The sequence below is a fragment of the Exiguobacterium sp. s63 genome, from assembly GCF_018617335.1.
In the GTDB taxonomy this organism is placed as follows: Bacteria; Bacillota; Bacilli; order Exiguobacteriales; family Exiguobacteriaceae; genus Exiguobacterium.
Genome location: NZ_JACSKB010000002.1, coordinates 419,430 through 442,201, shown reverse-complemented (window position 1 = coordinate 442,201; position 22,772 = coordinate 419,430). Strand labels below are relative to the sequence as shown.

At 47.1% G+C, this 22,772-nt stretch carries 27 protein-coding genes; 3 read left to right on the top strand and 24 right to left on the bottom strand.

Annotated elements, in window-relative coordinates:
- From murG to KNO90_RS09015, 12 genes are all read right to left on the bottom strand, one after another.
- Nucleotides 1–1,077 carry an undecaprenyldiphospho-muramoylpentapeptide beta-N-acetylglucosaminyltransferase gene (gene murG, locus KNO90_RS09070; protein ID WP_214739972.1) on the bottom strand — a complete coding sequence of 359 codons (1,077 nt, stop codon included), beginning with the start codon at nucleotides 1,075–1,077 and terminating at the stop codon, nucleotides 1–3.
- Nucleotides 1,074–2,411 carry a UDP-N-acetylmuramoyl-L-alanine--D-glutamate ligase gene (murD, locus tag KNO90_RS09065; protein ID WP_215113478.1) on the bottom strand — a complete coding sequence of 446 codons (1,338 nt, stop codon included), beginning with the start codon at nucleotides 2,409–2,411 and terminating at the stop codon, nucleotides 1,074–1,076. The genes murG and murD overlap by 4 nt, the downstream gene beginning before the upstream one ends.
- Before the next feature lie 13 nt (nucleotides 2,412–2,424).
- A complete protein-coding gene (gene mraY / locus KNO90_RS09060; protein WP_214739969.1) occupies nucleotides 2,425–3,384 on the bottom strand; it encodes a phospho-N-acetylmuramoyl-pentapeptide-transferase in 960 nt (319 codons plus the stop codon).
- A 21-nt stretch (nucleotides 3,385–3,405) separates the two neighbouring features.
- Nucleotides 3,406–4,710: a UDP-N-acetylmuramoyl-tripeptide--D-alanyl-D-alanine ligase gene (locus tag KNO90_RS09055; protein WP_214739967.1), complete on the bottom strand. Its 1,305-nt coding sequence runs from the start codon at nucleotides 4,708–4,710 to the stop codon at nucleotides 3,406–3,408.
- Nucleotides 4,711–4,767: 57 nt separating this feature from the next.
- On the bottom strand, nucleotides 4,768–6,915 hold the full coding sequence (locus KNO90_RS09050) for a penicillin-binding protein (RefSeq protein ID WP_214739965.1): 2,148 nt from the start codon (nucleotides 6,913–6,915) through the stop codon (nucleotides 4,768–4,770).
- Nucleotides 6,915–7,277 (bottom strand): cell division protein FtsL, encoded by a 363-nt coding sequence (gene ftsL / locus KNO90_RS09045; RefSeq protein ID WP_214739963.1) that lies wholly within the window; start codon nucleotides 7,275–7,277, stop codon nucleotides 6,915–6,917. The genes KNO90_RS09050 and ftsL overlap by 1 nt, the downstream gene beginning before the upstream one ends.
- 24 nt (nucleotides 7,278–7,301) lie before the next feature.
- The gene (gene rsmH / locus KNO90_RS09040) at nucleotides 7,302–8,234 is read right to left on the bottom strand and encodes a 16S rRNA (cytosine(1402)-N(4))-methyltransferase RsmH (protein ID WP_214739961.1); all 933 of its coding nucleotides are present in this window, start codon (nucleotides 8,232–8,234) and stop codon (nucleotides 7,302–7,304) included.
- A gap of 159 nt (nucleotides 8,235–8,393) precedes the next feature.
- The gene (gene bshC, locus KNO90_RS09035; RefSeq protein WP_215113477.1) at nucleotides 8,394–9,950 is read right to left on the bottom strand and encodes a bacillithiol biosynthesis cysteine-adding enzyme BshC; all 1,557 of its coding nucleotides are present in this window, start codon (nucleotides 9,948–9,950) and stop codon (nucleotides 8,394–8,396) included.
- Between the two features lie 24 nt (nucleotides 9,951–9,974).
- Nucleotides 9,975–10,334 carry a DUF3397 domain-containing protein gene (locus KNO90_RS09030; protein WP_214739957.1) on the bottom strand — a complete coding sequence of 120 codons (360 nt, stop codon included), beginning with the start codon at nucleotides 10,332–10,334 and terminating at the stop codon, nucleotides 9,975–9,977.
- Nucleotides 10,328–11,167: a ketopantoate reductase family protein gene (locus tag KNO90_RS09025; protein ID WP_215113476.1), complete on the bottom strand. Its 840-nt coding sequence runs from the start codon at nucleotides 11,165–11,167 to the stop codon at nucleotides 10,328–10,330. The genes KNO90_RS09030 and KNO90_RS09025 overlap by 7 nt, the downstream gene beginning before the upstream one ends.
- A gap of 119 nt (nucleotides 11,168–11,286) precedes the next feature.
- A complete protein-coding gene (gene rpmF / locus KNO90_RS09020) occupies nucleotides 11,287–11,460 on the bottom strand; it encodes a 50S ribosomal protein L32 (protein ID WP_015881300.1) in 174 nt (57 codons plus the stop codon).
- A gap of 22 nt (nucleotides 11,461–11,482) precedes the next feature.
- The gene (locus KNO90_RS09015) at nucleotides 11,483–12,010 is read right to left on the bottom strand and encodes a YceD family protein (RefSeq protein ID WP_214739953.1); all 528 of its coding nucleotides are present in this window, start codon (nucleotides 12,008–12,010) and stop codon (nucleotides 11,483–11,485) included.
- Nucleotides 12,011–12,166: 156 nt separating this feature from the next.
- On the opposite strand from KNO90_RS09015, the gene KNO90_RS09010 reads away from it, so the two are divergent.
- On the top strand, nucleotides 12,167–13,297 hold the full coding sequence (locus KNO90_RS09010; RefSeq protein WP_215113475.1) for a tRNA(Met) cytidine acetate ligase: 1,131 nt from the start codon (nucleotides 12,167–12,169) through the stop codon (nucleotides 13,295–13,297).
- On the opposite strand, the gene KNO90_RS09005 is transcribed toward KNO90_RS09010, so the two are convergent.
- Genes KNO90_RS09005 through KNO90_RS08985 form a run of 5 tightly spaced genes read right to left on the bottom strand, consistent with a single transcriptional unit; the run spans nucleotide 13,276 to nucleotide 16,067 of the window.
- On the bottom strand, nucleotides 13,276–14,268 hold the full coding sequence (locus KNO90_RS09005) for a SepM family pheromone-processing serine protease (protein ID WP_215113474.1): 993 nt from the start codon (nucleotides 14,266–14,268) through the stop codon (nucleotides 13,276–13,278). The genes KNO90_RS09010 and KNO90_RS09005 overlap by 22 nt on opposite strands.
- Nucleotides 14,265–14,759, bottom strand: a complete 495-nt coding sequence (gene coaD / locus KNO90_RS09000; RefSeq protein ID WP_215113473.1) for a pantetheine-phosphate adenylyltransferase — start codon at nucleotides 14,757–14,759, stop codon at nucleotides 14,265–14,267. The genes KNO90_RS09005 and coaD overlap by 4 nt, the downstream gene beginning before the upstream one ends.
- 4 nt (nucleotides 14,760–14,763) lie before the next feature.
- Nucleotides 14,764–15,327 carry a 16S rRNA (guanine(966)-N(2))-methyltransferase RsmD gene (gene rsmD, locus KNO90_RS08995; RefSeq protein WP_214739946.1) on the bottom strand — a complete coding sequence of 188 codons (564 nt, stop codon included), beginning with the start codon at nucleotides 15,325–15,327 and terminating at the stop codon, nucleotides 14,764–14,766.
- 52 nt (nucleotides 15,328–15,379) lie between these two features.
- Entirely contained in the window at nucleotides 15,380–15,634 is a 255-nt protein-coding gene (locus KNO90_RS08990) for a YlbG family protein (protein WP_353047809.1), read from the bottom strand.
- Nucleotides 15,618–16,067 (bottom strand): YlbF/YmcA family competence regulator, encoded by a 450-nt coding sequence (locus KNO90_RS08985; protein WP_215113472.1) that lies wholly within the window; start codon nucleotides 16,065–16,067, stop codon nucleotides 15,618–15,620. Before KNO90_RS08985 ends, KNO90_RS08990 begins: the two co-directional genes overlap by 17 nt.
- 132 nt (nucleotides 16,068–16,199) lie before the next feature.
- Between KNO90_RS08985 and KNO90_RS08980 the strand changes: the two genes are divergently transcribed.
- Nucleotides 16,200–16,955 (top strand): ATP-grasp domain-containing protein, encoded by a 756-nt coding sequence (locus KNO90_RS08980; protein WP_251127411.1) that lies wholly within the window; start codon nucleotides 16,200–16,202, stop codon nucleotides 16,953–16,955.
- 104 nt (nucleotides 16,956–17,059) lie between these two features.
- Nucleotides 17,060–17,422: a YugN family protein gene (locus KNO90_RS08975; RefSeq protein ID WP_214739940.1), complete on the top strand. Its 363-nt coding sequence runs from the start codon at nucleotides 17,060–17,062 to the stop codon at nucleotides 17,420–17,422.
- A 62-nt stretch (nucleotides 17,423–17,484) separates the two neighbouring features.
- Here the strand turns inward: KNO90_RS08975 and KNO90_RS08970 are convergent, their stop codons facing one another.
- The 7 genes from KNO90_RS08970 to ctaD all read right to left on the bottom strand — a co-directional run bounded on the left by KNO90_RS08970 (nucleotide 17,485) and on the right by ctaD (nucleotide 22,769).
- The gene (locus KNO90_RS08970) at nucleotides 17,485–17,760 is read right to left on the bottom strand and encodes a hypothetical protein (protein ID WP_214739938.1); all 276 of its coding nucleotides are present in this window, start codon (nucleotides 17,758–17,760) and stop codon (nucleotides 17,485–17,487) included.
- A gap of 5 nt (nucleotides 17,761–17,765) precedes the next feature.
- The gene (locus KNO90_RS08965; protein WP_214739936.1) at nucleotides 17,766–18,380 is read right to left on the bottom strand and encodes an SCO family protein; all 615 of its coding nucleotides are present in this window, start codon (nucleotides 18,378–18,380) and stop codon (nucleotides 17,766–17,768) included.
- A 21-nt stretch (nucleotides 18,381–18,401) separates the two neighbouring features.
- On the bottom strand, nucleotides 18,402–18,860 hold the full coding sequence (locus tag KNO90_RS08960; RefSeq protein ID WP_214739934.1) for a DUF420 domain-containing protein: 459 nt from the start codon (nucleotides 18,858–18,860) through the stop codon (nucleotides 18,402–18,404).
- A gap of 24 nt (nucleotides 18,861–18,884) precedes the next feature.
- Nucleotides 18,885–19,808 carry a cytochrome c oxidase assembly protein gene (locus KNO90_RS08955; RefSeq protein ID WP_214739932.1) on the bottom strand — a complete coding sequence of 308 codons (924 nt, stop codon included), beginning with the start codon at nucleotides 19,806–19,808 and terminating at the stop codon, nucleotides 18,885–18,887.
- Nucleotides 19,809–19,942: 134 nt separating this feature from the next.
- Nucleotides 19,943–20,272 carry a cytochrome C oxidase subunit IV family protein gene (locus KNO90_RS08950; RefSeq protein ID WP_214739930.1) on the bottom strand — a complete coding sequence of 110 codons (330 nt, stop codon included), beginning with the start codon at nucleotides 20,270–20,272 and terminating at the stop codon, nucleotides 19,943–19,945.
- 1 nt (nucleotide 20,273) lies between these two features.
- Nucleotides 20,274–20,900, bottom strand: a complete 627-nt coding sequence (locus KNO90_RS08945; protein ID WP_214739928.1) for a cytochrome (ubi)quinol oxidase subunit III — start codon at nucleotides 20,898–20,900, stop codon at nucleotides 20,274–20,276.
- Nucleotides 20,901–22,769 (bottom strand): cytochrome c oxidase subunit I, encoded by a 1,869-nt coding sequence (gene ctaD, locus KNO90_RS08940; protein ID WP_214742358.1) that lies wholly within the window; start codon nucleotides 22,767–22,769, stop codon nucleotides 20,901–20,903.
- Nucleotides 22,770–22,772 lie beyond the last annotated feature (3 nt).

Here is a 22,772-nt window from a genome sequence, read left to right as displayed (position 1 = left end):
TTATCGAATGACTTCTTCTGCTAAATCAGCTAAAGCATCTGCCGCATGAGGGAATCCAAGTGCACGGGATGCTTTCGCCATCTCTTCTTGATGTTCAAGGACTTCACGAATCGCTTGTACAAGCGTCTCTCCTGTCAATTCATCTTCTTTCACAAGTAACGCTGCCCCGTTCTCGACAAGAGCAGATGCATTTTTCGTTTGATGATCCGCGGTCACGTAAGGACTCGGGATCAACACACTTGGAAGTCCGAGTGCCGTCAATTCTGAAATCGTTGATGCTCCGGCTCGTGAGATGACGAGTGACGTACAGGCGAGTAAAGACGGCATATCGTATACGTATGGATGAATATGAACGTTATCAGAAGATGGCGCCTGCTTCGACACCGCATCGTAATGCACTTTTCCGGTGACGTATAGTACATTGATCGGCAATTCCGAAAGTGTCGGGATTGCTTCCACAACCGCTCGGTTGATCGCCTCTGCGCCTCGGCTTCCTCCGTATATCAATACGATTGGACGCTCATCTAACTTGTATTGTGCTCTTACCGAAGCCTCATCGACTTCTGTTTGTAGCACTTCACTTCCACGCGGGTTCCCGATTAATCGAACGTTCGCACCTGGGAAATGGACATCTGAACCTTTAAACGAGAGGGCGACTCGATCAGCTTTCTTCGATAGGAATTTGTTTGTTAATCCCGGAATGCTGTTTTGTTCGTGAAGAATCGTTGGAATTCCGAGTTGTTGTGCTGTATAAACGACTGGTCCGGATACGAAACCACCTGTCCCGATGACGACATCCGGTTTAAAGGCAGCCATATCTTTTTTTAAAGAACGTACGGCTTTTAAGAACCAATAGGCCGTCTTCAGATTTTCGAGTGAAAGGGAACGTTTAAGACCGGCGATTTGAATCGACTTGAACGGAACCCCTGCTCGCGGAACGAGATCGGCTTCTAATCCATTCTCCGTCCCGATGTATTGTACCTGTAAATCCGGGTGACGTTTCTGTAGCGTTTCAATCAGTGCGAGTGCCGGATAAATATGACCACCGGTACCACCACCAGATATCATAATCTTCATCGGTTCGCCTCCTCATATGAACGGACGAGTTTTACGAACTGCTCGCCTCGTTCTTCAAACGTTTTAAATTGATCCCAGCTAGCACAAGCAGGGGAAAGTAAGATGACGTCTCCCTTATCTGATTGTTCAAATGCAAGAGGAACAGCCTCTTCTAATGTACTGACCGTAAACGATGGAATCTGTTGGGACTCGCCGAGCGCTTTAAATCGTTCAGCCGTCTCACCGAAAGCGATGACCGTTTTCACGTTTGATAAGGCTGGAATGAGGGCAGATAAATCCGCACCACGTTCGAGACCACCGCAGAGCCATACGATCGGGGCATCAAACCCACGTAGAGCCGCTTCTGCTGCCACGTTGTTCGTTGCTTTCGAGTCGTTATAGACAGAGCGACCAAGCACAGTGCCAAGGCTTTCTGTCCGATGCGCGACTCCACCAAAATTTCGTAACACACGTTCGATATGGGCACGCGGAATGTGGAACGGTTCAATCAGAAGTAACGCGGCCAATACATTTTCCACGTTATGGGCTCCACCTAAAGCCAGTTCGTTTACCTGGATGATTTTTTCACCGCGAACCGTGACCCACCCATCAACGACCGAGGCGTCGCCATCGTCAAAACTGAATGTGCTCGGATGAATCTGCTCCGGTACACGTTTCATCACTTCTGAATCGGTACGTTTCACAACGAGTTGATCGTCATTCGTCATTTGACGGAACAAGTTTCCTTTTGCATCCGCATATGACTTAAAGTCCCCGTGATAATCCAGATGAGCTTCCGATAGATTGAGTAAAGCAGCGGAACGTGGATGGAACGATTCGATCCCCATCAATTGAAAGCTTGATAACTCGATGACAATCAAATCGCCTGCTTTGGCTTTTGTCGCGACCTCGATCGCAGGGAATCCAATGTTCCCTGCAAGATGCACCGGTCGTTCACCACCTTTGAGTAGCTCATGAACTAGTGTCGTTGTCGTCGTTTTTCCATTTGACCCTGTGATGGCGACAAAGTCTGCCTCTGTTGCTCGATAAGCGAGCTCCACTTCTGTATAGATCGGAATCTCTCGTGACATCGCTTCTTGGAGCAACGGAATATGATAAGGAATTCCTGGATTCTTGACAATCAAGTCCGCCTCATTCAACAAACCGATTGGATGTTCGTTAAAGACAGAACGAATCCCGAGTGCTTGAATTTTCTCTTGTTCCTCTTGAGGCGGAATGTTTCCCGTATTGATGGTTACATCCGCTCCTGCATGATGCAGATAAGTCGCTGCAGCAATACCGCTCTTCGCGGCGCCGAGGACGAGAATTTTTTTACCGTGCCATTGCTTTTCCATCTGTCTCACCCTTTTACATGAGTAGTAATGATAAACCTGCCGTAATTAAACTGATCCCACCGAACGTGAGCACGATGCGCCACTCTGACCAACCGACCATTTCAAAATGGTGATGGATCGGACTCATCTTAAAGAGACGCTTGCCTGTCGTTTTGAACGAGATGACTTGCAAGATAACGCTCAACGTCTCAATGACGAAGATGATGCCGACAAAGACGAGGAGTAACTCGAGCTTCAGCATGAGTGCGAGTCCGGCAACGGCCCCCCCTAATGCGAGTGACCCCGTGTCCCCCATAAAGATTTTTGCTGGGTATTTATTAAACACAAGGAATCCAATCAAAGCACCCACGACAGCAAAGGCGAACCAAGCGATTCCGAGTTCATCTTGTGCATGTGCATAAATTCCAAAGAACGTGAACGTCGGGATAGCTGAGAACGAAACAAGTCCGTCTAACCCATCCGTCAAGTTGACGGCGTTTGAGAACCCGACGAGCCAGAAGATGACGATGGCGATATAGAACCACCCTGTATCAAACGAAATCGATGTGAATGGGATGGAGATTGACGTATCGAGTTCTCCTCCGAGTGATAAAAACCATGCAAACAATACCGATACTACGATTTGACCGATCAACTTCTGAAGAGATGTCAATCCAAGGTTTCGCTTGTTGACGACTTTAATATAGTCATCTAAGAAACCGATGACACCGAATGCCATCGTAACGAATAGAAGAGTCCCAAAACCAGCGACCGCTTCTCCGAAGATGACGGATACGATGAAGCCGACGAGAATCGCAAGCAAGATCACGATCCCACCCATCGTCGGTGTGCCCGATTTCTTCTGGTGCCAACCTGGACCCTCGTCCCGAATCTCCTGTCCAAATTTCAACTGACGTAATGCCGGGATAGCTCGTGGCATGACGATTAAGACACTTAATAATGAACTGATTAATACGATTAAACTAATTAACATGATGCTACCTCACTACTCTATTTATTGAACGAGGCGCTCAAGCGCCAGTCCTCGAGATGCCTTTAACAATACCACAGTATCCGGTCGCTGATAACGATGAAGGAGTTCCTTCGCTTCCTCCACAGTAGCTACCGCTTTGACGTTGACACGTGAATCTTGAATCCCATCGGCAATCCATTTTGCTTTTTCCCCGACTAGGATGCAGTCCGTCACCGGGAACGTTACGACTTCACCTACTTGTTCGTGTTGTGCTTGTTCATCCATTCCTAACTCATACATATCGCCAAGAACGAGCACACGATGTGAGAATCCTTCGAGTGATTTGACCGTTTCAATTGCCGCAATCATCGACGTTGGACTTGCGTTGTAGGCATCGTTAATGAGATGGGCATCACCAAACATCTGTTTTTCCATCCGCATCGATGTCAACTTGATTCGGTCTAGTCCACGTTGAATCATCGCATGATCAAGACCGAGCGCTAATCCACATGCAATCGCATAGGCCGCATTTCGAATCTGATGGGCACCGAGTACTTTTAATTCATATAAATCACCGTTGTATTTAAAAATCGATGCGTCAAACGACGTCTCAATCACTTCGATTTTCCCGTCAGCCGTCTCATTATACCCGACACGATAGCCTTGCCCGGCTAAAAGTGGTTCATCCGCATCGACGATGAGTCGACCGTCCGCTTTGAGTCCAGCTTTGATTTCTAGTTTCGCTTTGGCAATTCCCGAACGCCCACCGACTTGTTCACCATGGGACTCCCCGATATTCGTCACAAATGCCACGTCCGGTTTGGCAAGTTTGGATAGCGCTTCGATTTGACCGAATCCATTCATCCCCATCTCGAGTACGGCCACTTCTGTATCCCGTGGCATTCGGAGGACGGTCAACGGTAAGCCGACGTCCGAGTTGAAATTCCCAGCCGTCTTATGTGTCTTAAATTTTTCTTCAAGCACGACTGCAATCATATCTTTCGTGGACGTTTTTCCATTCGATCCCGTAATGGCGACGACAAGTGGCTTGATTTCTTCTAAATAACGGGCCGCTGCCGTTTGCAGTGCCTCGACCGTCGATTTGACAGGAATGACAACAAGGTTGTCTGGTTGTGGACGCCCTTCTTCCCAGAACGTGACAATCGCACCTTTTTCGACTGCCGACTCGATGTAGTCATGACCGTCGACTCGCGCCCCAACGATTGGGACGAAGAGACCCGCTTCATTTTCATCTCTCGAATCTGTGGCGACGCGTTCGACGAGGCGTTCGTCACGTACATCCATCCCAAACCAAGACGCTAATTTCTGAACTGTCAATTGTTCCATACAAACTTCCTCCTCTTACATAGGAAAAGAGAGCCGCAGCCCTCTTCATCTCGTGCGTTAATTCGACGGTGTCTTCAATTTCACTTTTAATGAAGCACCTGTTTTGACCGGCTTTCCTTTGCCTATCGATTGTGATGTGACAAATCCGGTACCATCGATTTCTAAATTCAATTGATATAGCGTCGCCAAACGTTTCACGTCACGTAACGACCAGCCTTTTAATGTAGGCATCGTAAACGAATCACTCGTTTTTAGCAACAGTCGTTCACCGACGACATACGATTGACCTTTCACAGGACTTTGAGCCGTCACTTCGTCCCCATCGCCTAAGACAATCGGATTAAACGATTGATCCTTCGACTCTTTCACGACCTCTTCCCGGTTTTTACCAAGATACGATGCAGTCGTTTTCGTCGAAGCCTCGACTGCTTTTTCTTGTTTCTCCGGCTCGACACTACGGTAACGTAAGGCAACGTCCATCACGTCTTTAAAAAGAGGAGCCATGATACGTGGTCCTGTCGTCGACGAGTCACTGTTCGGTCTGTCGACTGCGATATACATGACAAGTTCCGGGTCGTCTTCCGGAGCCATCCCGACGAACGAGTGGATATACTGTCCACTCAAATATTTTCCGTTCTCGGCGATTTGCGCCGTACCAGTCTTCCCGACGACGCGGTAATTATCTAACGCATATAATTGACCGGTCCCGACGTCGCTATTGACGACACCGTCTAGTGCTTCACGCGTTTTTTTGGCAGTCTCTGCAGTGATCGGTTGACCCACTTCTTTCGGATTGGTCGTCCGAATCGTCTCACCCGTCTCACTATTGACGATTTTCTTGATGACGTGAGGTTGTTTCATCGTTCCATCTGTCGCGATGGCCGATGTCGCCTGTAAGATTTGCATCGGAGTCACCGCTGTCGATTGCCCCCATGCGGTAATCAAGACGTTCATCGGGCTCTCAAAGTCGAATTGACTATTGACCTCTCCAGGCAAATCGATTCCTGTCCGCTGATCAAACTTGAAGGCTTTGAAATAATCTTCATATCGACTGAGACCGAGACGTTCGTTCGCTAATATCGAGAATGCGACGTTTGACGAATGCCAAACGCCTTCTACCATAGGAATGGTACCCCATCCGGTAATGTTGTAATCATTGAATACCGTCTTGCCGTATTTATATGAACCCGATTCATACATCTCATTCGGATTGAATACGCCCTCGTTGATTGCTGCGGCGAGCGTAAAAATCTTCATCGTCGATCCTGGTTCAAATCGGGACGATACGGAGAAGTTACTATACGATGAAATCTCACGCGTATTCGGATCAAACGACGGACGGTCCGACAAAGCGATAATTTCACCCGTCTTTGGATCCATGATGATGGCCGTCGCGTGCTGTGGTTCATACTCCTCGTATAATTCACTCATCTTCGTCTCAAGCAATTGCTGAATCCGATGATCGATTGTCAATTGGACATCTGCCCCATCTTCCGGCTCGATTTTCAACTGCTCATCGCTTGACACGAGTTCGCGACCAGCCAAGTCTTTCTCGAACCGATACAGACCATACGATTCACTCAAAATATCGTTCAGTGACTTTTCAATCCCAAGTTCCCCGACAAGCTCGATGCGACCGTTCTGGTCAATCTTCTGAGCATACCCAATCACCGAGGAAGCAAATACTTTATTCGGGTAATAGCGCTTCGGCTCCTCGACAAATGTGATGCCGGGAAGGTCAAACGCCTCGATTTTTTCTTTTTGTTCCACGGTTAAGTCACGCCCGGGAACACCGAACTCGATTTGTCCGAGGTCGGCGTTTTGTTCGAGCCGTTTCAATAAATCAGCTTCTGTCATAGGAAGCACGGTCGACAATTGCTTCGCCGCTTCGGCGAATTCATCGGGCATGAGTGTCTTTTCTTTGACCCGCTCCCCACCGAGTTTCAACACGGCAACGAGCCGGTAGGACGGGATGTTGATGGCAATCGGTTGACCGAACCGATCATATACCTCGCCTCGTTCTGCCTCTAACGTACTGACCGCCTTCCAACGCTGTTCTTCCGCAAACGCCAACATGTTCTCGCCTTTGTACGTATGCGTCACGGATAAGTATAGAAACCATCCGACAAAAAATAAAAAGAGTGGGGTGAAGCAGACAATCGCTACCCACGCCACTCTTTTTTTACTCTGTTTTAAAGAATTCATCAATCAATCACCTTGACATTCTTCTCATTGAATTTCATTCCGAGTTTCTCGGCAATCGCATAAATTCTTTCGGGCGAGCTTAATTGGGCGATTTCATACTTCAGTTCTTCGTTTTCTTTGGCAACTCCATCGATTTGCTGATTGAGGGCCGCTGTGTCACGCATAATGTTATACGCTTCGTTATGCTTCGACACCGTGATGCCACCGAACATGACCACTGAACCAATCATGACTGGATACAGGATCGATTCGAACAAGGTCAACGTGCGTCGTTTTGGAGCTGGTATTGGTCGTTCTTGCGGAATCGGATTTCGATTCGGTGAAACTTGAGGCTGCAACGCCTTACGGGCAGCTTCTGGCATCAGGTATCCCTCCTACAATCCAAATTATTTTTGTTTTTCAGCCACTCTCAGTTTGGCTGAGCGTGAACGTCGATTATCCTCGAGTTCGCCTTCACTCGCTACAATCGGTTTGCGCGTGATCAGCTTGAGCTCAGGTTCAAATTCTTTTGGAATAACCGGCAATCCTGGTGGTAATGGTGGATGCTGGCTCCGTTCTTTAAACACTTGTTTACAAATCCGGTCTTCTAAAGAATGGAACGTGATAACACAGATGCGTCCGTTCAATGCGAGGAGATCGATCGCATCTTGAACAGCGCGGTCGAATACATTCAATTCATCATTGACAGCGATTCGAATCGCTTGGAACGTCCGCTTCGCCGGATGACCGCCTTTTCTTCGTGCTGGTGCAGGAATCGCTTCTTTAATCAAGTCGACTAGCTCGAACGTCGTCTCAATTGGTTTATCGGCACGGGCTTGCTCAATCTTTCGTGCGATTTGTTTCGAAAACTTTTCCTCCCCGTATGTAAAGAAAATACGAGCAAGTTCCCCAAACGACCATTCATTCACAACGTGATATGCTGAAAACTCCCGTGACCGGTCCATTCTCATATCGAGTGGTGCATCATAGTTGTAGCTGAATCCTCGTTCCGCCTCATCAAGTTGAGGTGAAGAAACGCCTAAGTCGAATAGGACGCCGTCCACTTTTGTCACACCGCGTTGAGTAAGTTCCTCTTTCAAGTGAACGAAGTTGCTCTTTATAAACGTCACACGGCCTTCATAAGGAGCCAATCGCTCTTTCGCATGCGCGAGTGCGACGTCATCTTGGTCGAACGCATATAGTTGACCCGTCGTTAGACGTTTCGCGATCTCTTCACTATGCCCCGCTCCACCTAACGTACAATCGACATATACCCCATCTGGTTTGATGTTCAATCCTTCGATGGACTCCATTTTTAAAACCGTTTCATGCTCAAACATTCAAAAAACCCTCTCAACCTACATATTTCAACTGTTTTATTACACTTACTTTATCATAAAAATGTCAAGGTCCGTATAGGTTTTTAGCGAAAAGAGGAAACAAAAAGGTAACAACAAAAAAAAGCTCTCGACAGATGTCAAGAGCTCTTCAATCATCGATTAGACTCGGAACAAACATCGTTCAGAATCAGACTGTTCATAGGCGAGTTTCAATCGACGAAAAACGTCTAATCCATGACGATTCAACATGGGAACCATCGATAATATGCGCTCTTGCGGTGCGTCCATCGGGAACAATCGAGTCGACAGGTGAATTCGGCGTGCGTTCAATCGGTATTGTTCTCGTTTTGACTCGGCACGCATCTCATCGGCCAACCGTTCGAGAACATGTCTCGACTTCAATTCGAAACGTCTTCCCTGCTTGCGTGCTTCCTGACCGATCGCCTCCGTGAGCGCCCGATACGCATACAACTTCTCCTCAAACGCTTCATCATCAAACGCATGGTCCGGGAGAGGCTGCGTCATATATTCTTCTAACGTCACACCTTCTTGACGAAGCTTCTTCTCATCGTTTCTTGACACGATCACAGCACCAAGTCGTGGCATCAGGAGCGGCATCTTCCATCCCAATGTGTGGAATAATGGTCGAAGTTGTAACCAATAGGCGATTTCACCAGGACCCGCAACGTATCCAAGCGTTGGGAACAAGTAGTCCTGCATGAGCGGCCTTGAGATCACGTTATTGGAAAAACGTTCTGGGTGCGCCTCAATCTCCGCAATCAGTTCCGTTTCTGTGAAGCGATGTCCACGCTTCGTCGTATAGACGCCATCACTTTTTGTGAGGAGTTCCCGCGTGCCGTCATGATAAAACAAATGAGCGGCCTCTTTGTTCAATTCAACCGACGGCATCCCTTCTTCATAAGCATGTGCGAGCGCTTCGTGGAGCGCATCATGACGTTCGATAAGGCGTCGGAACATCGGTCGCTCAAGGGCGCGTACATCTTGTGCATGGGGGTCAAACAACAAGAAGTCGGTTCCGACGAATCGACGCATCATCCCACCGAAAAATTGAGCGAACGAATGGCTCGATTGAATGAGATCAATCAATTCATGATACAACCGCGATGTGTGCGGCGTCTCTGTCTCATTTAATAGGAGGCGTTGCGCCATTTGAACAAGATCGAGCTTCACCCGTTCAAACTCCAAGTCCCCTACCGATGCTTTTCCTGCCAATGGCAATGATGACAACGCGTCTTTTTTCAAGATTCGAGAAAACGGTTGTGTTGTGAAGACGTGGTTGATTTCCGCAAAGTCATGATCTTCCGTCGCCATCCAGAAAATCGGGAGAACCGGCTTCCCTAATGTGACTTCGGCCTGCTTCGCTCGCTTGATTACCGCCAACAATTTGTAAACGGCAAATAGTGGCCCCCCATATACTCCAACCTGTTGTCCTGTCACCATGACATATGCTTCTCGCCGTTCGAGCAACTCAAGGTTCGCTGTTAGCTCGTCCGATAGTTCCCCGAACTGTCGTTGCTGTTCTTTTAAAATTCGGACAAGGTCATGCAGATGTTCATAGGAACGATTTGTAATTTCCTCAGCACGTTTTTCGACATCATCCATACCTTGATAATCAAGCCAGCGCTCATAGCCTCGATCAATTTGAATCATTGGAGATGAGGGGGCATATTGGGCGTCAAATGCTTCTACCTTCACGTATAACAACTTCCTTTCAATCAATCAACGGATCATTTCTCTGGCTACGCCAATTGCGAATAAAACCGCATGTGTTGGGACGAGTAACAAGAAGAGCAACCGCCATCCGTGGACGAACATCTTCCTGAATAGCACTTCCTCATAGCGAATCCGTTGCCAGATTGCATGAATCGGAAAGATGGCACAACAGGCAGCAAGGAGTAATAGAAACACTTCCGTCCCGACGATTGCCTCTAGTAACACCCCACATGCATAAAACCAAAGGACGACCCCGGTATCACATGCGAGTTTGAATGCGTTAATTGATTTCGGCATAATTTTTCTAAGTATCATATACACCATAAACCATAAGATGAGTGGAAATGAAACAATATACACTAGCACGATGCGCTCGCTCCTTGAATCAGTTTATGTAGAAGGGGAATTACGGTGATTGAAACTTGCATTTTTTCCGCTTTTTCAATCACTGGTTTCAAGATCGCGTCGACTTCCGTCGTTCTGCCTTCTTCGAGATCTCGCAGCATCGAGGAGCGATTGTTCGCCGTACGTTCGATAATCGAATCGATATAGGCGTAGGGAACATCCTGCTTGAACAATGGTAGCAATTCATCGTAAATGGACTGTGCGATTTCACGATACGGTGCAGTCGCAAGCGCTCCGTTAGGGACACGACATAAGGCTGTGATTGGATTAATAATGGCGTTCGCGAACAACTTTTCGACTATAACCTGTTCAATGTCTTCTTCCCACGTAATGTGTAGCGGACTGTCAGCAAATCGTATCGGATCAAGATTGGTCATACTCCCGATTCGAATTCGTCCGATCCCACGATGCTCAATCACATCACCGTGCTTCGTCACACCATGCTCAATTACGCCTACATGAAATCCACGACGCTTCGCATAATCGAGGTGTGCGATTCCATTCGAACAAATAAAAACAGGCACACTCCCCGAAAGCCGTGCCGTCGCCTCCTCGGCTTGGTGAGCTTTCGTCGTCACAAAGAAAACGTCCTGTTCCGTTTCTTCAATCACCTGACTAGACCGGAACGAAACGCGCGCTGTCCCCTCTGTCACTCCGGTCCTCGTAATCAAAATTTCACTAGCTGTCGCACTTCTTCCGTAGATCGTCACCTCATAATCATCCGCGAGCACGGAAGCCATCAGCAATCCAACCGCTCCGTTCCCGATGATGCCAATCCGTTTGATGGAGTTCATCGTCGACCTCCTCCTAAAAGAACTTTTTTCGCACAAAAAGTTTACCACAACTTTTCATCATGACCCAAAAATCGCAAACAAAAAAGGAGTGACCTGAAATCAGGTCACTCCTTCAAGCATTATTTGCTTGTTACTTCTTTACCGTTGTAATGTCCGCAAGATTTGCAAACACGGTGTGAAAGTTTCATTTCGCCACAGTTCGGGCACTCGTTCATACCAGGTACGTTGAGTTTGAAGTGAGTACGACGAAGACGTTTGCGAGTTTTCGACGTTCTACGGAATGGTACTGCCATCGTTGTCCACCTCCTTGAAAAGTTAACCTTCCTCGTTCTCTTTTTTCGAGAACAGGTCGGCCAGTCCCGCGAATCGCGGGTCAATTTTTGGTTGGGTATCCGGCTGTTCGTCAGTGAGCGTCCAGCCTTCTCCTTCAACCTGAGTTTTGTCTGTTTCGTTCCCGTAAACTTGCATCGGGACGTCTAACATGATGAGCTCTTTTACAATCGGCACAAGACTGATTGTATTTCCTTCTGGCAAATTCACGTCATCGAATTGCTCCGTATAACGCCCATTCTCCAAAAAGAAAGGCTCGAGCGATTCAATATCGAATTCATAAGTGACATCTTCTAACGTTCGCGCATCTGGCAACGTCAGGTCACCTTGAATCTTCAGATTGAATGTAACTTGATTAGATGTGAACGATGCATCCCCGTGCACATGCACCGGGCGAATCGAACGGATATCCGGATGGAGCTGAGTAAGCTCTGGTAGTTCTACCATCTCGTCGATCGTAAAACCGTCACCCTGGTTTCGGAGCTTAAGTAGCTGTGCAATAGACCATTTCATCCGAATCACCTCAATTGCAACAATATGAATTATAGATAGGCCAACTTGTTTTGTCAATGTTTTTTCTTTACACTAAAATCAGTTGACGACGGCGCTTTGCCAAAGCGTACTTACTCATCTTACACCAATCCATACGACAATGCAAAGGAGTAAATCATGCAAAAGACGGCCATTATTGCAGAGTACAATCCGTTTCATAACGGACACTTTTATCAAGCGCAAACTGCACGGCAAGAAACTGGGGCAGATGTCATGATTGCCATCATGAGTGCCCAGTTCACACAACGTGGTGAACCTGCTTCATTTGACAAGTGGAAACGGGCTACGGCCGCCGTGGAGAGTGGGGCCATCGACCTGGTCATCGAGCTACCGACCCAATACGGGGTCCAGCGTGCCGATCGGTTTGCGAAAGCCTCCGTCTCGATTGCAGAACAGCTCCGTTGCCAGACGCTATCGTTCGGAAGCGAGAGTGGCGATGTAGATGCCATCATCCATGCAGCCCAATCAAATGTGGAAGAGTCCCTTCTTTATAAAACAGCACTTCGCCAAGCGTTGCAGGAAGGACATTCTCCGGCACAGGCGTCTAGTCGTGCCTTTCAAACGGTGTATCCGACATTCGATTTGACGCGTCCGAATAACATCTTGGCCTATCATTATGCCAAAGCGACCACATCACTTCAACTCCATACAGTCAAACGTCTCGGTGCGGACTATCACGATCCATCAGTGATGGATATCATGTCAGCGACAGGCATTCGGGCCCATTATTTAGAGACAGGTAACGTTCGTGCCGTACCAGCTTCAACGGAAGCGATGTTCCAAACGCAAGCGATGACTCACTGGGAACTGTATTGGCCCGTCCTTCAATATAAATTAAGGACCCTCCCCCTCACTACGTTGACAGAGTTCGTCGGGATTGATTCGTCTCTTGCCCCACGGCTTAAACAATCAGGTCTCGAACGATCGTTTGAACGCGCGCTTGCTGTCGTGTCGACACGCCGCTACACGCGCACCGCCATTCAGCGGGCGTTCGTCTCCATTCTCCTGCATTGGTTAAAGGAGGAGGCACCAACACGTTTTGATGATGTCCCTTACGTGAGACCGCTCGCTTTTAATGAAATCGGACGACGCGCATTACGGGATGTGAAAGAAGACGTCCCACTCCTCAGTAAATTCGATGCACGGCTCGATTTCGAGGCCCGGGTCACCGAAGCGTATCGACTCCCGCTTCAGAACGAGGCATTGATCGAGCATCGGCAACGTCCTCAGTTCATCTCTTCTAAATAACGAATCGCATCTTCGACCGTCTTCACAGGGACAACTTGAATGTCACTGTCGAGACGGTCGCGTGATTCCATCGCTTCGTCATAATTTGAACCGGCTGGCACAAAAAAGACTTCCGCCTCTTCTTCGTCCACGGCGACAATTTTTTGCCAGGCGCCTCCAATCGGTCCAACATTTCCTTCTTCATCGACGGTACCTGTCCCAGCAATTTTTTTCCCTTTCGCCAAATCACCCGGTGTCAATTGATCATAGATTTCAAGAGTAAACATGAGACCGGCAGACGGTCCGCCGACATTCGTCAGTTCGACATTCACTTCAGGGTCCGCTGTGATCTTTTGAACGGGAAGCGGTTCATAAATCCCGATTCCGACCCGATTCCCACTTTGGTCAATCGGTTGAATGAGCGTATTGACGATGCGCTCTTCCCCGTCCCGCTCAATCGTCAACTTCACTTCATCCCCTGCTTCAAATTCAGCCACGCGGTTCAAGAAGTCCCCTCGTGTCGCAAAAGACATCCCATCGATCGCCGTGATGACATCACCAGGCTTCAAGACGTTTGCCGCAAGCGTTCCGGGGATCGGAGCCGATACATAAATTCCTTCAAAATCGACGATGACGTCTCTACCGGCCAATTTGTAGGCATATTGAATCGCCGCTTGTTGAGAGGAGTCCATTAATAATTGTTGACGACGGTCGTAATCTGCCTCGCTCTCTCCATCGTATAAATAACGACTAGATAAATTGGCTTCCGTAAATGGTGTGACCCAACTTTCCACTAGCCAAAACGGAGTCGCTCTTCGTTGCGAGATGGTCACCATCATCAGTTCCCCTTCATCCTTCTCGCCCCCTTCGACAGTCAGGAATTCTTCAATCGAAGTCGCTTCACCAGGTGATGAGATGTAGTAAGGAAGTGGAACGAATAAGAAGAGGAGCACGGTTGCGAGCAACCCGAGTCCGATTTTTAATGATTTCATTGTTCAGAGCCCACTTGATATTTTTTACGTAATGCCACTTCAACCTGCATTGGGACGAGTTCACTGACCGATGCACCGTATTTCGCCACTTCTTTGACGATCGACGAGCTAAGGAACGAATATTGACTGTTCGTCATCATGAACAAGGTTTCCACGTTCTCATTCAACTTCTTATTGATCGAAGCGATTTGAAGTTCGTACTCAAAATCAGAAACTGCACGGAGGCCGCGTACGATCGTCGCCGCCTCACGTTCTGCAGCATATTCGACAAGAAGTCCGCCAAACGCATCAGCTGTCACGTTCGGCAGATGCGTCGTCACATCACGGATCAACTCTAACCGTTCATCCACATCAAACAAAGGTGCCTTACTCGAGTTTTCCAACACGGCGACAATGACTTCGTCAAAGATGGCCGCCGCTCGCTCAATAATATCTAAGTGTCCATTCGTAATCGGGTCAAAGCTACCCGGGCAAATCGCAATGCGTTTCATCGTGTCACTCCTCCGACGCATACTCATAAAAACTGATGGTGATGACATCTGAGTATCGCTGTTCTTTAATTCGTTCTAAACGTCCTACACGATCCGGTAACGTCACACCACTCCCGTGTTCGCAGACGATGACGCCAATGTCTAGTAACAAGTTCGCCTCATCAATCCTCTGTAGGAACATCACGTGTTCCTCTGCGTGATACGGAGGATCCATAAAAATGAGTTTAAATGCTTCTTCTTGTCCTGCAAGCTGTTCAAGTACCGCCTTCGCGTCTTGACGATATACTTTTCCTTTTGCTTCATAATGGGTCGCTCGCAAGTTTTCTTGAATCGTTTGTACGGCTTTCGGTTGACGATCGACAAAGATGGCTTCGTCACACCCTCTCGACAACGCCTCAATCCCGAGCCCCCCACTGCCCGCATAGAGGTCTAACGCTTTTCCTCCTGAAAAATAAGGTCCGATGATATTAAATAACGATTCTTTCACTTTATCTGTCGTCGGTCGCGTCGCCGACCCAGGGACCGCCTTTAATCGGGTCCCTTTTCGTTCTCCAGATATGACACGCATGTCTTTCCCTCCAGCAGAAAAGATGAAGGTGATTCCACCTTCATCTTTTGGTTTATTTCGATTTTGTCTCGTACGTCTCAGAAATGAATGGACGTTCGCTTCGAACGACCGCTTCCACGAACGGCAACGACTTCACTTGTTCGAGTACGGCTTCATGGCCGTCGAGGTCTGTATAAAGAAACGCATATTTCTCTCGTTTTGAGACAAAGTACAGATTCGCATAACGTCTGAGTGCTTTCACTTGTTTCAAGGAATTCACGTATACGACGAAACCAATCCGTTCATTCAACTTAGACGGCGCATCCACAACTTCCGCCTCCTCCACAACTGCCCCCACCGGAACATCCACCTTGGTCGAAGAATGGATTGCCGGTCGGAACTTTAATTTGAGGAGAGACTGAGTGAGCCAACAGTTCACTCACTTCCCCTAATAACTTATCTAGATTCCGTTCCGCCTTTTTGAACGCAGCGATTTCCGGTTGAACGTCAAGACGACGTTTGATGAGATGCATCTCTTTTTTGATGCGATCGTGATCCGGATGGTGTTTTCCGAAACGTTGGACATATTCGTAGTCCTCTTTCATCTTCAAAAACTCACGCTCAATCTCCTTTGCTTCTTGTGAAGCGAGACGTGCCTCTTTCGTTTGAATATATGTTTGAAACGATTCGCTTGCTTCAATCAAATCGGTCAATTCTTCAGTTTGATCGAGCAGGGCAATTGTCTGTTCAGTGATTATCATACCCCTCACCCTTTCTGCCATGATTTTACCACAATTGTTTCCCTATGTAAGCAATCCACACTATAATTGAAGTTGACCGTAAGGCGTTCTATGTAGAAAGGAAGTGAATAGACGCAACCCATGCGTCTACTTATGAAAAAAGTTTCTTTTAATATGATTCGATCGGCCGGTATCAAAACGGACTATGCGAAACCTGAATACTATTTTGACCAGCTCGACAAGGTGCGCGCTGCCGACCTTGTTTTGTTTCCCGAGTATTGGATGGTTAATTCCATCATCTATGGGATGAATAAAGCCATCTTCCCGTCACCTGCGACTTATCATCTCGGGCACGACAAGATTGAAATGACACGCGCCTTTAAAGCAACATATCCTCATCGCATTCCGAAGACGTTAATTTACGGGAAAAATCCATACACGATTGAACGCGTTTTGGAAGAGTTCCACTACCCGTTCGTTGCCAAAAAAGCTAAATCGTCAATGGGGCAAGGCGTATGGTTGATTAAAAATGATCAAGACTGGCTAGAGTACGTTGAAAAACACGATACGTTTTACGTCCAAGAGTTCATCCCGAACGATCGTGACTTACGTGTCATCGTCATCGGAGAAGAAGTCGTCGGTGCCTATTGGCGTGTCAGTGAAGCCTTTTTAAACAACGTTGCCCAAGGCGCCAACTTCTCTTATGAAGATATCCCGGAAGATGTCGTCAAAGAAGTTCAATCCATCGCGAACACCTTATCCATCAACCACGCAGCATTCGATGTCATTGTGACAGAAGATGGATTTTATATTTTGGAGTTCAACGTCTTTTTCGGCTCGGAAGGACTGCTTCCACTCGGCGTGAAACTTCCTCAAAAAATCGAGGAGTACTTAAATTCAATAAGCTAATCAATCGTTCATCTTTTTTTCACAATTTGAACACACGTTATTCCAAGAACGTTTTTGAATATGGTATGATGACATATGAGGTTTATTCGAAAAGGGGGATTATGATGAAATTTGAGCAGTTCCACATCGAGGGAAAAGAAATCCGTTTTGGTTTGCTCGAGACGATCATGGATCATCATCATTTCATCCGTGAAGGTGCTTGGGATTACGAGCGTGCCACGTATGATATGAAATATGAGAAACAATCGACTGGCGAAACATTCTATCTTCGCTTACCTGTATACGCAATCGAAGGTCAAATCGAGGATCGTCACGCTGTTGTCAAAATGCTCACTCCGATTTTAGGAAAGCATTATTACCCACACGGTGTTGAATACGATGAAGTCTTCCCAGATGAAATCGTCCGCGACTGTGAGCGCCGCTTAAAGGCACTCGCTGAAACACTAGAAGTTAAACCCCTTGCATAAGCGAAGGGGTTTTTGATTACAAATAAAGCCCACGGAAGCAGATTCGCATCCGTGGGCTTTGTTCAGTTGGTTGCAATAATGTTCAACGTCACATCGACTTGACCGAGCAATAAATCAAATTGATCTCGGACATAGCGGTACAATCGCTCTGCTTCGGCGAGTGGTAATGATGCAATGATTTGATAATCATAGTGGTCTTTCGAGCGAGAGACGACTTTTACTTCCTTTAAGCCGAACTCAATCGCGCTACAGGCGATCAAATCTTCAATCGCCCGTTCTGCAATCGTCACATCTCCGTATGAATAGTCATTCCCAATCACAGCCATCGTATCGTTCATGGTGATCACTCCTTTTCATTCGCGAGCACTTTCACGTCCTCCATGATAGATTCGATATCGACCGGCTCATCCCCTGCCGTTGCCATCTGCGCGACAGCACGTACATCGTGATGACGGTCGATGACGTACATCGTTGTCGCGTGAGTCACGAGACCGCTGTTCGCCTTCGAATAATAGAATTGAAGTTGACGTGTAATTCGATCAATATCCACTTGCTCACCCGTCAACATCTTCCACCCGGTCGGATCTGCTTGGAATGCTTCTCCGTAGTTTTGAAGAACTGGCACGGTATCGACCTCAGGATCAACCGTGATCGCCACGAGTTCTACATCTGTGCCGTATAATCCTTCGGCCTTTAATTCTTTTTCAAGCTTCATGAAATCACGTAGCGTCAATGGACAAATATCTGGACAATTCGTGTAAAAGAATGTCACAATCTTTACTTTTCCATCATCAGAATTGAATGTTTCTTCGTTTAACGCGTTCGTCAATGTGAACGGCGTCGGTTCTTGAATGACCGGTAAATCCTCTTGATCAAAGAATATAAAATATACTGCTACTCCGATGACGGCAAGCGTCAGGACGGTCAAACCAACCGTCATATAGCTATTCCGTTTCATATAGCTCTCCCTCTCTATGGATCATCCGATTATTGCGCGGAATACGTTCGTCGTCTCACCCGGGTCATATGCCACGTAGAGAAGGATATAGACGATGACACCTGTGATGGCTGTGAAGAACCAAATCACTGAGGCTTTCGGTCCGATTTTGCGATGTTTCTCGATTTTATTTTTGTAACCGAGATAAAGCGAAATCAATCCGAGGACACCGCCTGTTGTCGCCAATAAGATATGGAAGATCATAAAGCCGAGATAATACGGTTTAATCGAATCTGGTCCCCCGAACGCTGTGTTTCCGACAAACACGGTTCGTGACACATAAAGGATGAAGAAAGTAGTCGCCGCAATCGCAGCAGCTGTCATCACTTTTTTATGTTTTTCAATGTTGCTGCGGTCTTTTGCGATAATCACCCATCCAATGGCGACAAGTATCGCACTGATGACGATGAATGACACACTAATTAAGGCAAGATAGTTCATCAATGTTTCCCCTTTTTGTTCTGTTTAGTTTTTCTCATTTGTCTCTTGTGGTGTGAAGGACATGCCTTCATCTACAGCAAGGGATTTCGTCCGTCTTACCCAACCGAAGAACGTCCATCCGAAAAAGAATCCATATACGAGCTCTTGACCAAGTTTCATCAAGACCCCACCGAAACGCTGGTCTTCGAGTGCACTGTTCGTCGCACCCATCAACGCCTCTAAATCGATTCCCGATACATCTCCGTTCGGTAGACAATAACCGAGCACCGAAGCGAACGTCTGGACGTCCGTATAGGCGTTATAAAGCGTTGTCTGGCTAAATATGATCAGTGCACAAGCAGGTGTCAACAATACCCCGTTAGCGATAATGTACACCATTCGTTTCAAATCTGACATGCCTTCTTCCTCGTCTGAGACGAGTGGGACGATGACCGGATACCACATCGTCAAACTAAAGACGACTAACGAGCCGTGGAAAATTCGGTGCACCCCATAGTTCGTCAATACGTAATCGAACACGACCGGCATATGATAGATAGAGAACAATGCGTTAAATAATAGAAGTGCAATCAGTGGCTTTGTTAAAAATTGAAACGTTGGTCCAATGATTTTAAAGCTAAGTAATTTTTCAAACACCCAATATGGGAGTCCGTATACAACGAGAGCCGGTGCCAAAATATAAACAAGCACCATTTGGAACATATGCACCGATAAGATGATATGAGCCAATACATCGATTGGACTTCCAAAACCGATATAATACAACAAAATCGCGAACAACATACTAAACTTTTGTAATAACGTGGTCGAGGCATATCCTCGCTTCGCCATTCTCTCTGTCACGACGGCGTATAGTACATAAATCCCGACCATGAGCAATCCGAACAGCGGACTCCATAACGTGAGCCAATCAAATTGATTGAGCAGCTCCGACGTATTCCAGAGCATCCGTTCACCCCTTTTCTTTCTCTCCCTGACCTTTGAAACCGTTCACTTCAAGATTACTATTCATTCATTTTTGAAGTAAAGGAAAAAGGACCGAATCATCCGTGTTTCCACAGATGTTCAATCCTTTGTCACAATTACCAAATGAGTAAACGTAGTGCAGCGACCGTGATGATGGCGACAAAGATGCCTAACCACATCATACCAACGATCCACGTGTTCCCACGGTTATTCATATGCATGAAAATATACAACTGTAAGAATACTTGAATGATCGCCAAGATGATTAAGAAACCACCTGCTGCCCACACTGGCATCAATTCCGCATAAACGGCTCCGAATGCTACGAATGTGAGCAAGATCATCATCGCGAAACTGATCAACTGAAGTTGATACTCGCGTTTTGATTCTGCTTTCATTTCAAGTTCTAACTGTCTGTGTGTTTCGTTCATTGATCGTTTTTCCATATTAGCTCACCATCCCTAAGAGGTAGACGATTGAGAAGATGAAGACCCAAACAACGTCGATAAAGTGCCAGTATAGACTCGATACATAGAATTTTGGTGCATTGTATACATCGATCGGACGGTTCCAGTTACGAATCAAGAGTGTCGTGATCCAAAGAAGACCGAACGTCACGTGTCCACCGTGGAAACCGACTAACGTATAGAAGGCTGAACCGAACGCGCTTGACGTAAACGTGTGACCGATATGGTAGTAGTGAATGAACTCATAAATCTCTGCAGTTAGGAATCCTGCTCCAAGAACGAGTGTCACAATCAACCAAAGTTTCATGCGACCCGTATTATTTGCTTTCATATTCATCATCGCAAGGACACTAGTAAGTGAACTTGTGAGGAGGAGCATCGTCATGATAAAGACGAGCTCCATCTCAAAGATATTGTATGAACGTAACTCCTCTGGCGCACCAGAGTTTAAAAGACCGACATACGTTCCAAAGAGCGAGGCGAAGAGGACTGTCTCTCCACCAAGGAAGAACCAGAAGGCCACATATTTATTTTTCCCTTCCAGCGTTGCTTTCTCTGGGTTGGCCGGAATTCCGGTCACTGGGTGTTTTTCAACTGCATGTGCCATTTATTGTTCTCCTTTCTCGCGAATCGCCTTCAAGTCTGCTTCGACTTTAGACTTCGGAATGTAGTAGCCATGATCGTCAATCCATGAACGTAGGAACATCGAAACGAACGTCATCGCTAATCCAACTCCAATGAGTGACCAACCGACCACAGAGTTATCCAAGTGGAAGATCGCACCAAGTCCAGCGATGAAGAGACCGAGTGATGTGAAGAACGGAATAATCGAGTTATTCGGCATGTGGATGTCTGTCACTTCTTCAGAAACAGATACACGCTTGTTCCCCGCCATCTTCTCGAGCCAAAGTGTGTCAAGACCTTTGACGAGTGGCGTTTGAGCAAAGTTGTACTCAGGAGTCGGTACAGGAAGTGACCACTCAAGCGTACGTCCGTCTCCCCAATGGTCTGGTTTGACGCGTTCTTTAGACATAAAGGCTTTCACAACGGCGATGAGCAAGACGATCGTGGATACACCCATGAAGAATGCCCCTGCTGTCGAGAGCAAGTTGAGGGTATCCCAACCTTGGCCACCAAGGTATGTGAAGACTCGACGTGGCATACCGAACAATCCGAGGAAGTGTTGCGGGAAGAACGTCAAGTGGAAACCGATAAAGAATAACCAGAACTGCCAGTAACCGAGTTTCTCAGATAGCGCTTTACCAAACATAAGTGGGAACCAGTAGTAAAGTCCTGCGAAAAGACCATATACGACCCCACCTACGATAACGTAGTGGAAGTGAGCGACGACGAAGTAACTATCATGGTACTGATAGTCAGCCGGAGCAACTGAGAGCATAACCCCTGTCATCCCACCAACGAGGAATGAAGGAATGAACGCGACTGAATAGAGCATGGCCACGTTGAATTTAATCTGACCGCCCCACAATGTGAAGAGCCAGTTAAAGATTTTAACACCGGTTGGTACAGCAATCGCCATTGTTGCGACTGCGAAGATTGAGTTCGCAACTGGACCAAGACCGACTGTGAACATGTGGTGAACCCAAACCATGAATCCAAGGAAACCGATCAACATTGTTGCGAAGACCATCGTCGTGTAACCGAAGAGACGTTTACGCGCGAATGTCGGAATGATTTCCGAGAAAATACCGAATGCCGGTAAGATCAAAATGTATACTTCCGGGTGACCGAAGATCCAGAAAAGGTGTTCCCAGATGACGATGTTCCCGCCCATTGCTGGGTCAAAATATGCAGCTCCGAAGAGTCGCTCAAACATCAACATGAACAATCCGACCGTAAGTGGTGGGAATGCGAAGACGATCAATGCAGATGCAACGAACGTCGTCCATGTGAAGAGTGGCATACGCATCAGTTTCATACCTGGCGCACGCATGTTCAAGATTGTGACGAGGAAGTTAATCCCGGCCATCAACGAACCGAAACCTGAAATTTGAAGTCCGAGTGCGTAGAAGTCTACACCGCTCGCTTCAGGCTGTGTTGAAAGTGGTGCATAAGCTGTCCATCCTGCGTTTGGTGCAGCTCCGAAGAACCAGCTTAAGTTCAGCATGACTCCCCCGAAGAAGAACAACCAAAAACCTAATGAGTTTACATAAGGGAACGCAACGTCGCGCGCTCCGATTTGAAGTGGGACAACAGCGTTCATGAAACCGAATAACATCGGCATCGCTGCTAGGAAAATCATCGTCGTCCCGTGCATCGTAATCAACTGGTTAAACGTCTCACCGCTGACGAAGTCGTTCATTGGTTTGACAAGTTGCCAACGAATCATTAATGCTTCAATTCCACCGAGAAGGAGGAAGAAGATTCCTGAGAACAAATACAAAATACCGATTTTTTTGTGGTCAACCGTCGTAATCCAATCCATAATGCCATTGTATTTACGCGATTGCTGCATTGC

Coding starts and splice junctions, on each gene's coding strand:
- KNO90_RS08980 (WP_251127411.1), top strand. CDS start 16,200: ATGAAAAAAGTTTCTTTTAATATGATTCGATCGGCCGGTATCAAAACG.
- KNO90_RS09050 (WP_214739965.1), bottom strand. CDS start 6,915: ATGAATTCTTTAAAACAGAGTAAAAAAAGAGTGGCGTGGGTAGCGATT.
- KNO90_RS08950 (WP_214739930.1), bottom strand. CDS start 20,272: ATGGAAAAACGATCAATGAACGAAACACACAGACAGTTAGAACTTGAA.
- ctaD (WP_214742358.1), bottom strand. CDS start 22,769: ATGCAGCAATCGCGTAAATACAATGGCATTATGGATTGGATTACGACG.
- murG (WP_214739972.1), bottom strand. CDS start 1,077: ATGAAGATTATGATATCTGGTGGTGGTACCGGTGGTCATATTTATCCG.
- mraY (WP_214739969.1), bottom strand. CDS start 3,384: ATGTTAATTAGTTTAATCGTATTAATCAGTTCATTATTAAGTGTCTTA.
- rsmH (WP_214739961.1), bottom strand. CDS start 8,234: ATGTTTGAGCATGAAACGGTTTTAAAAATGGAGTCCATCGAAGGATTG.
- KNO90_RS08960 (WP_214739934.1), bottom strand. CDS start 18,860: ATGAACTATCTTGCCTTAATTAGTGTGTCATTCATCGTCATCAGTGCG.
- ftsL (WP_214739963.1), bottom strand. CDS start 7,277: ATGCCAGAAGCTGCCCGTAAGGCGTTGCAGCCTCAAGTTTCACCGAAT.
- rsmD (WP_214739946.1), bottom strand. CDS start 15,327: ATGCGTGTCATATCTGGAGAACGAAAAGGGACCCGATTAAAGGCGGTC.
- KNO90_RS08945 (WP_214739928.1), bottom strand. CDS start 20,900: ATGGCACATGCAGTTGAAAAACACCCAGTGACCGGAATTCCGGCCAAC.
- KNO90_RS08965 (WP_214739936.1), bottom strand. CDS start 18,380: ATGAAACGGAATAGCTATATGACGGTTGGTTTGACCGTCCTGACGCTT.
- KNO90_RS08985 (WP_215113472.1), bottom strand. CDS start 16,067: ATGATAATCACTGAACAGACAATTGCCCTGCTCGATCAAACTGAAGAA.
- KNO90_RS08955 (WP_214739932.1), bottom strand. CDS start 19,808: ATGCTCTGGAATACGTCGGAGCTGCTCAATCAATTTGATTGGCTCACG.
- rpmF (WP_015881300.1), bottom strand. CDS start 11,460: ATGGCAGTACCATTCCGTAGAACGTCGAAAACTCGCAAACGTCTTCGT.
- KNO90_RS09025 (WP_215113476.1), bottom strand. CDS start 11,167: ATGAACTCCATCAAACGGATTGGCATCATCGGGAACGGAGCGGTTGGA.
- KNO90_RS09010 (WP_215113475.1), top strand. CDS start 12,167: ATGCAAAAGACGGCCATTATTGCAGAGTACAATCCGTTTCATAACGGA.
- KNO90_RS09005 (WP_215113474.1), bottom strand. CDS start 14,268: ATGAAATCATTAAAAATCGGACTCGGGTTGCTCGCAACCGTGCTCCTC.
- KNO90_RS08970 (WP_214739938.1), bottom strand. CDS start 17,760: ATGAACGATACGATGGCTGTGATTGGGAATGACTATTCATACGGAGAT.
- KNO90_RS09015 (WP_214739953.1), bottom strand. CDS start 12,010: ATGAAATGGTCTATTGCACAGCTACTTAAGCTCCGAAACCAGGGTGAC.
- KNO90_RS08975 (WP_214739940.1), top strand. CDS start 17,060: ATGAAATTTGAGCAGTTCCACATCGAGGGAAAAGAAATCCGTTTTGGT.
- KNO90_RS09055 (WP_214739967.1), bottom strand. CDS start 4,710: ATGGAACAATTGACAGTTCAGAAATTAGCGTCTTGGTTTGGGATGGAT.
- murD (WP_215113478.1), bottom strand. CDS start 2,411: ATGGAAAAGCAATGGCACGGTAAAAAAATTCTCGTCCTCGGCGCCGCG.
- coaD (WP_215113473.1), bottom strand. CDS start 14,759: ATGAAACGCATTGCGATTTGCCCGGGTAGCTTTGACCCGATTACGAAT.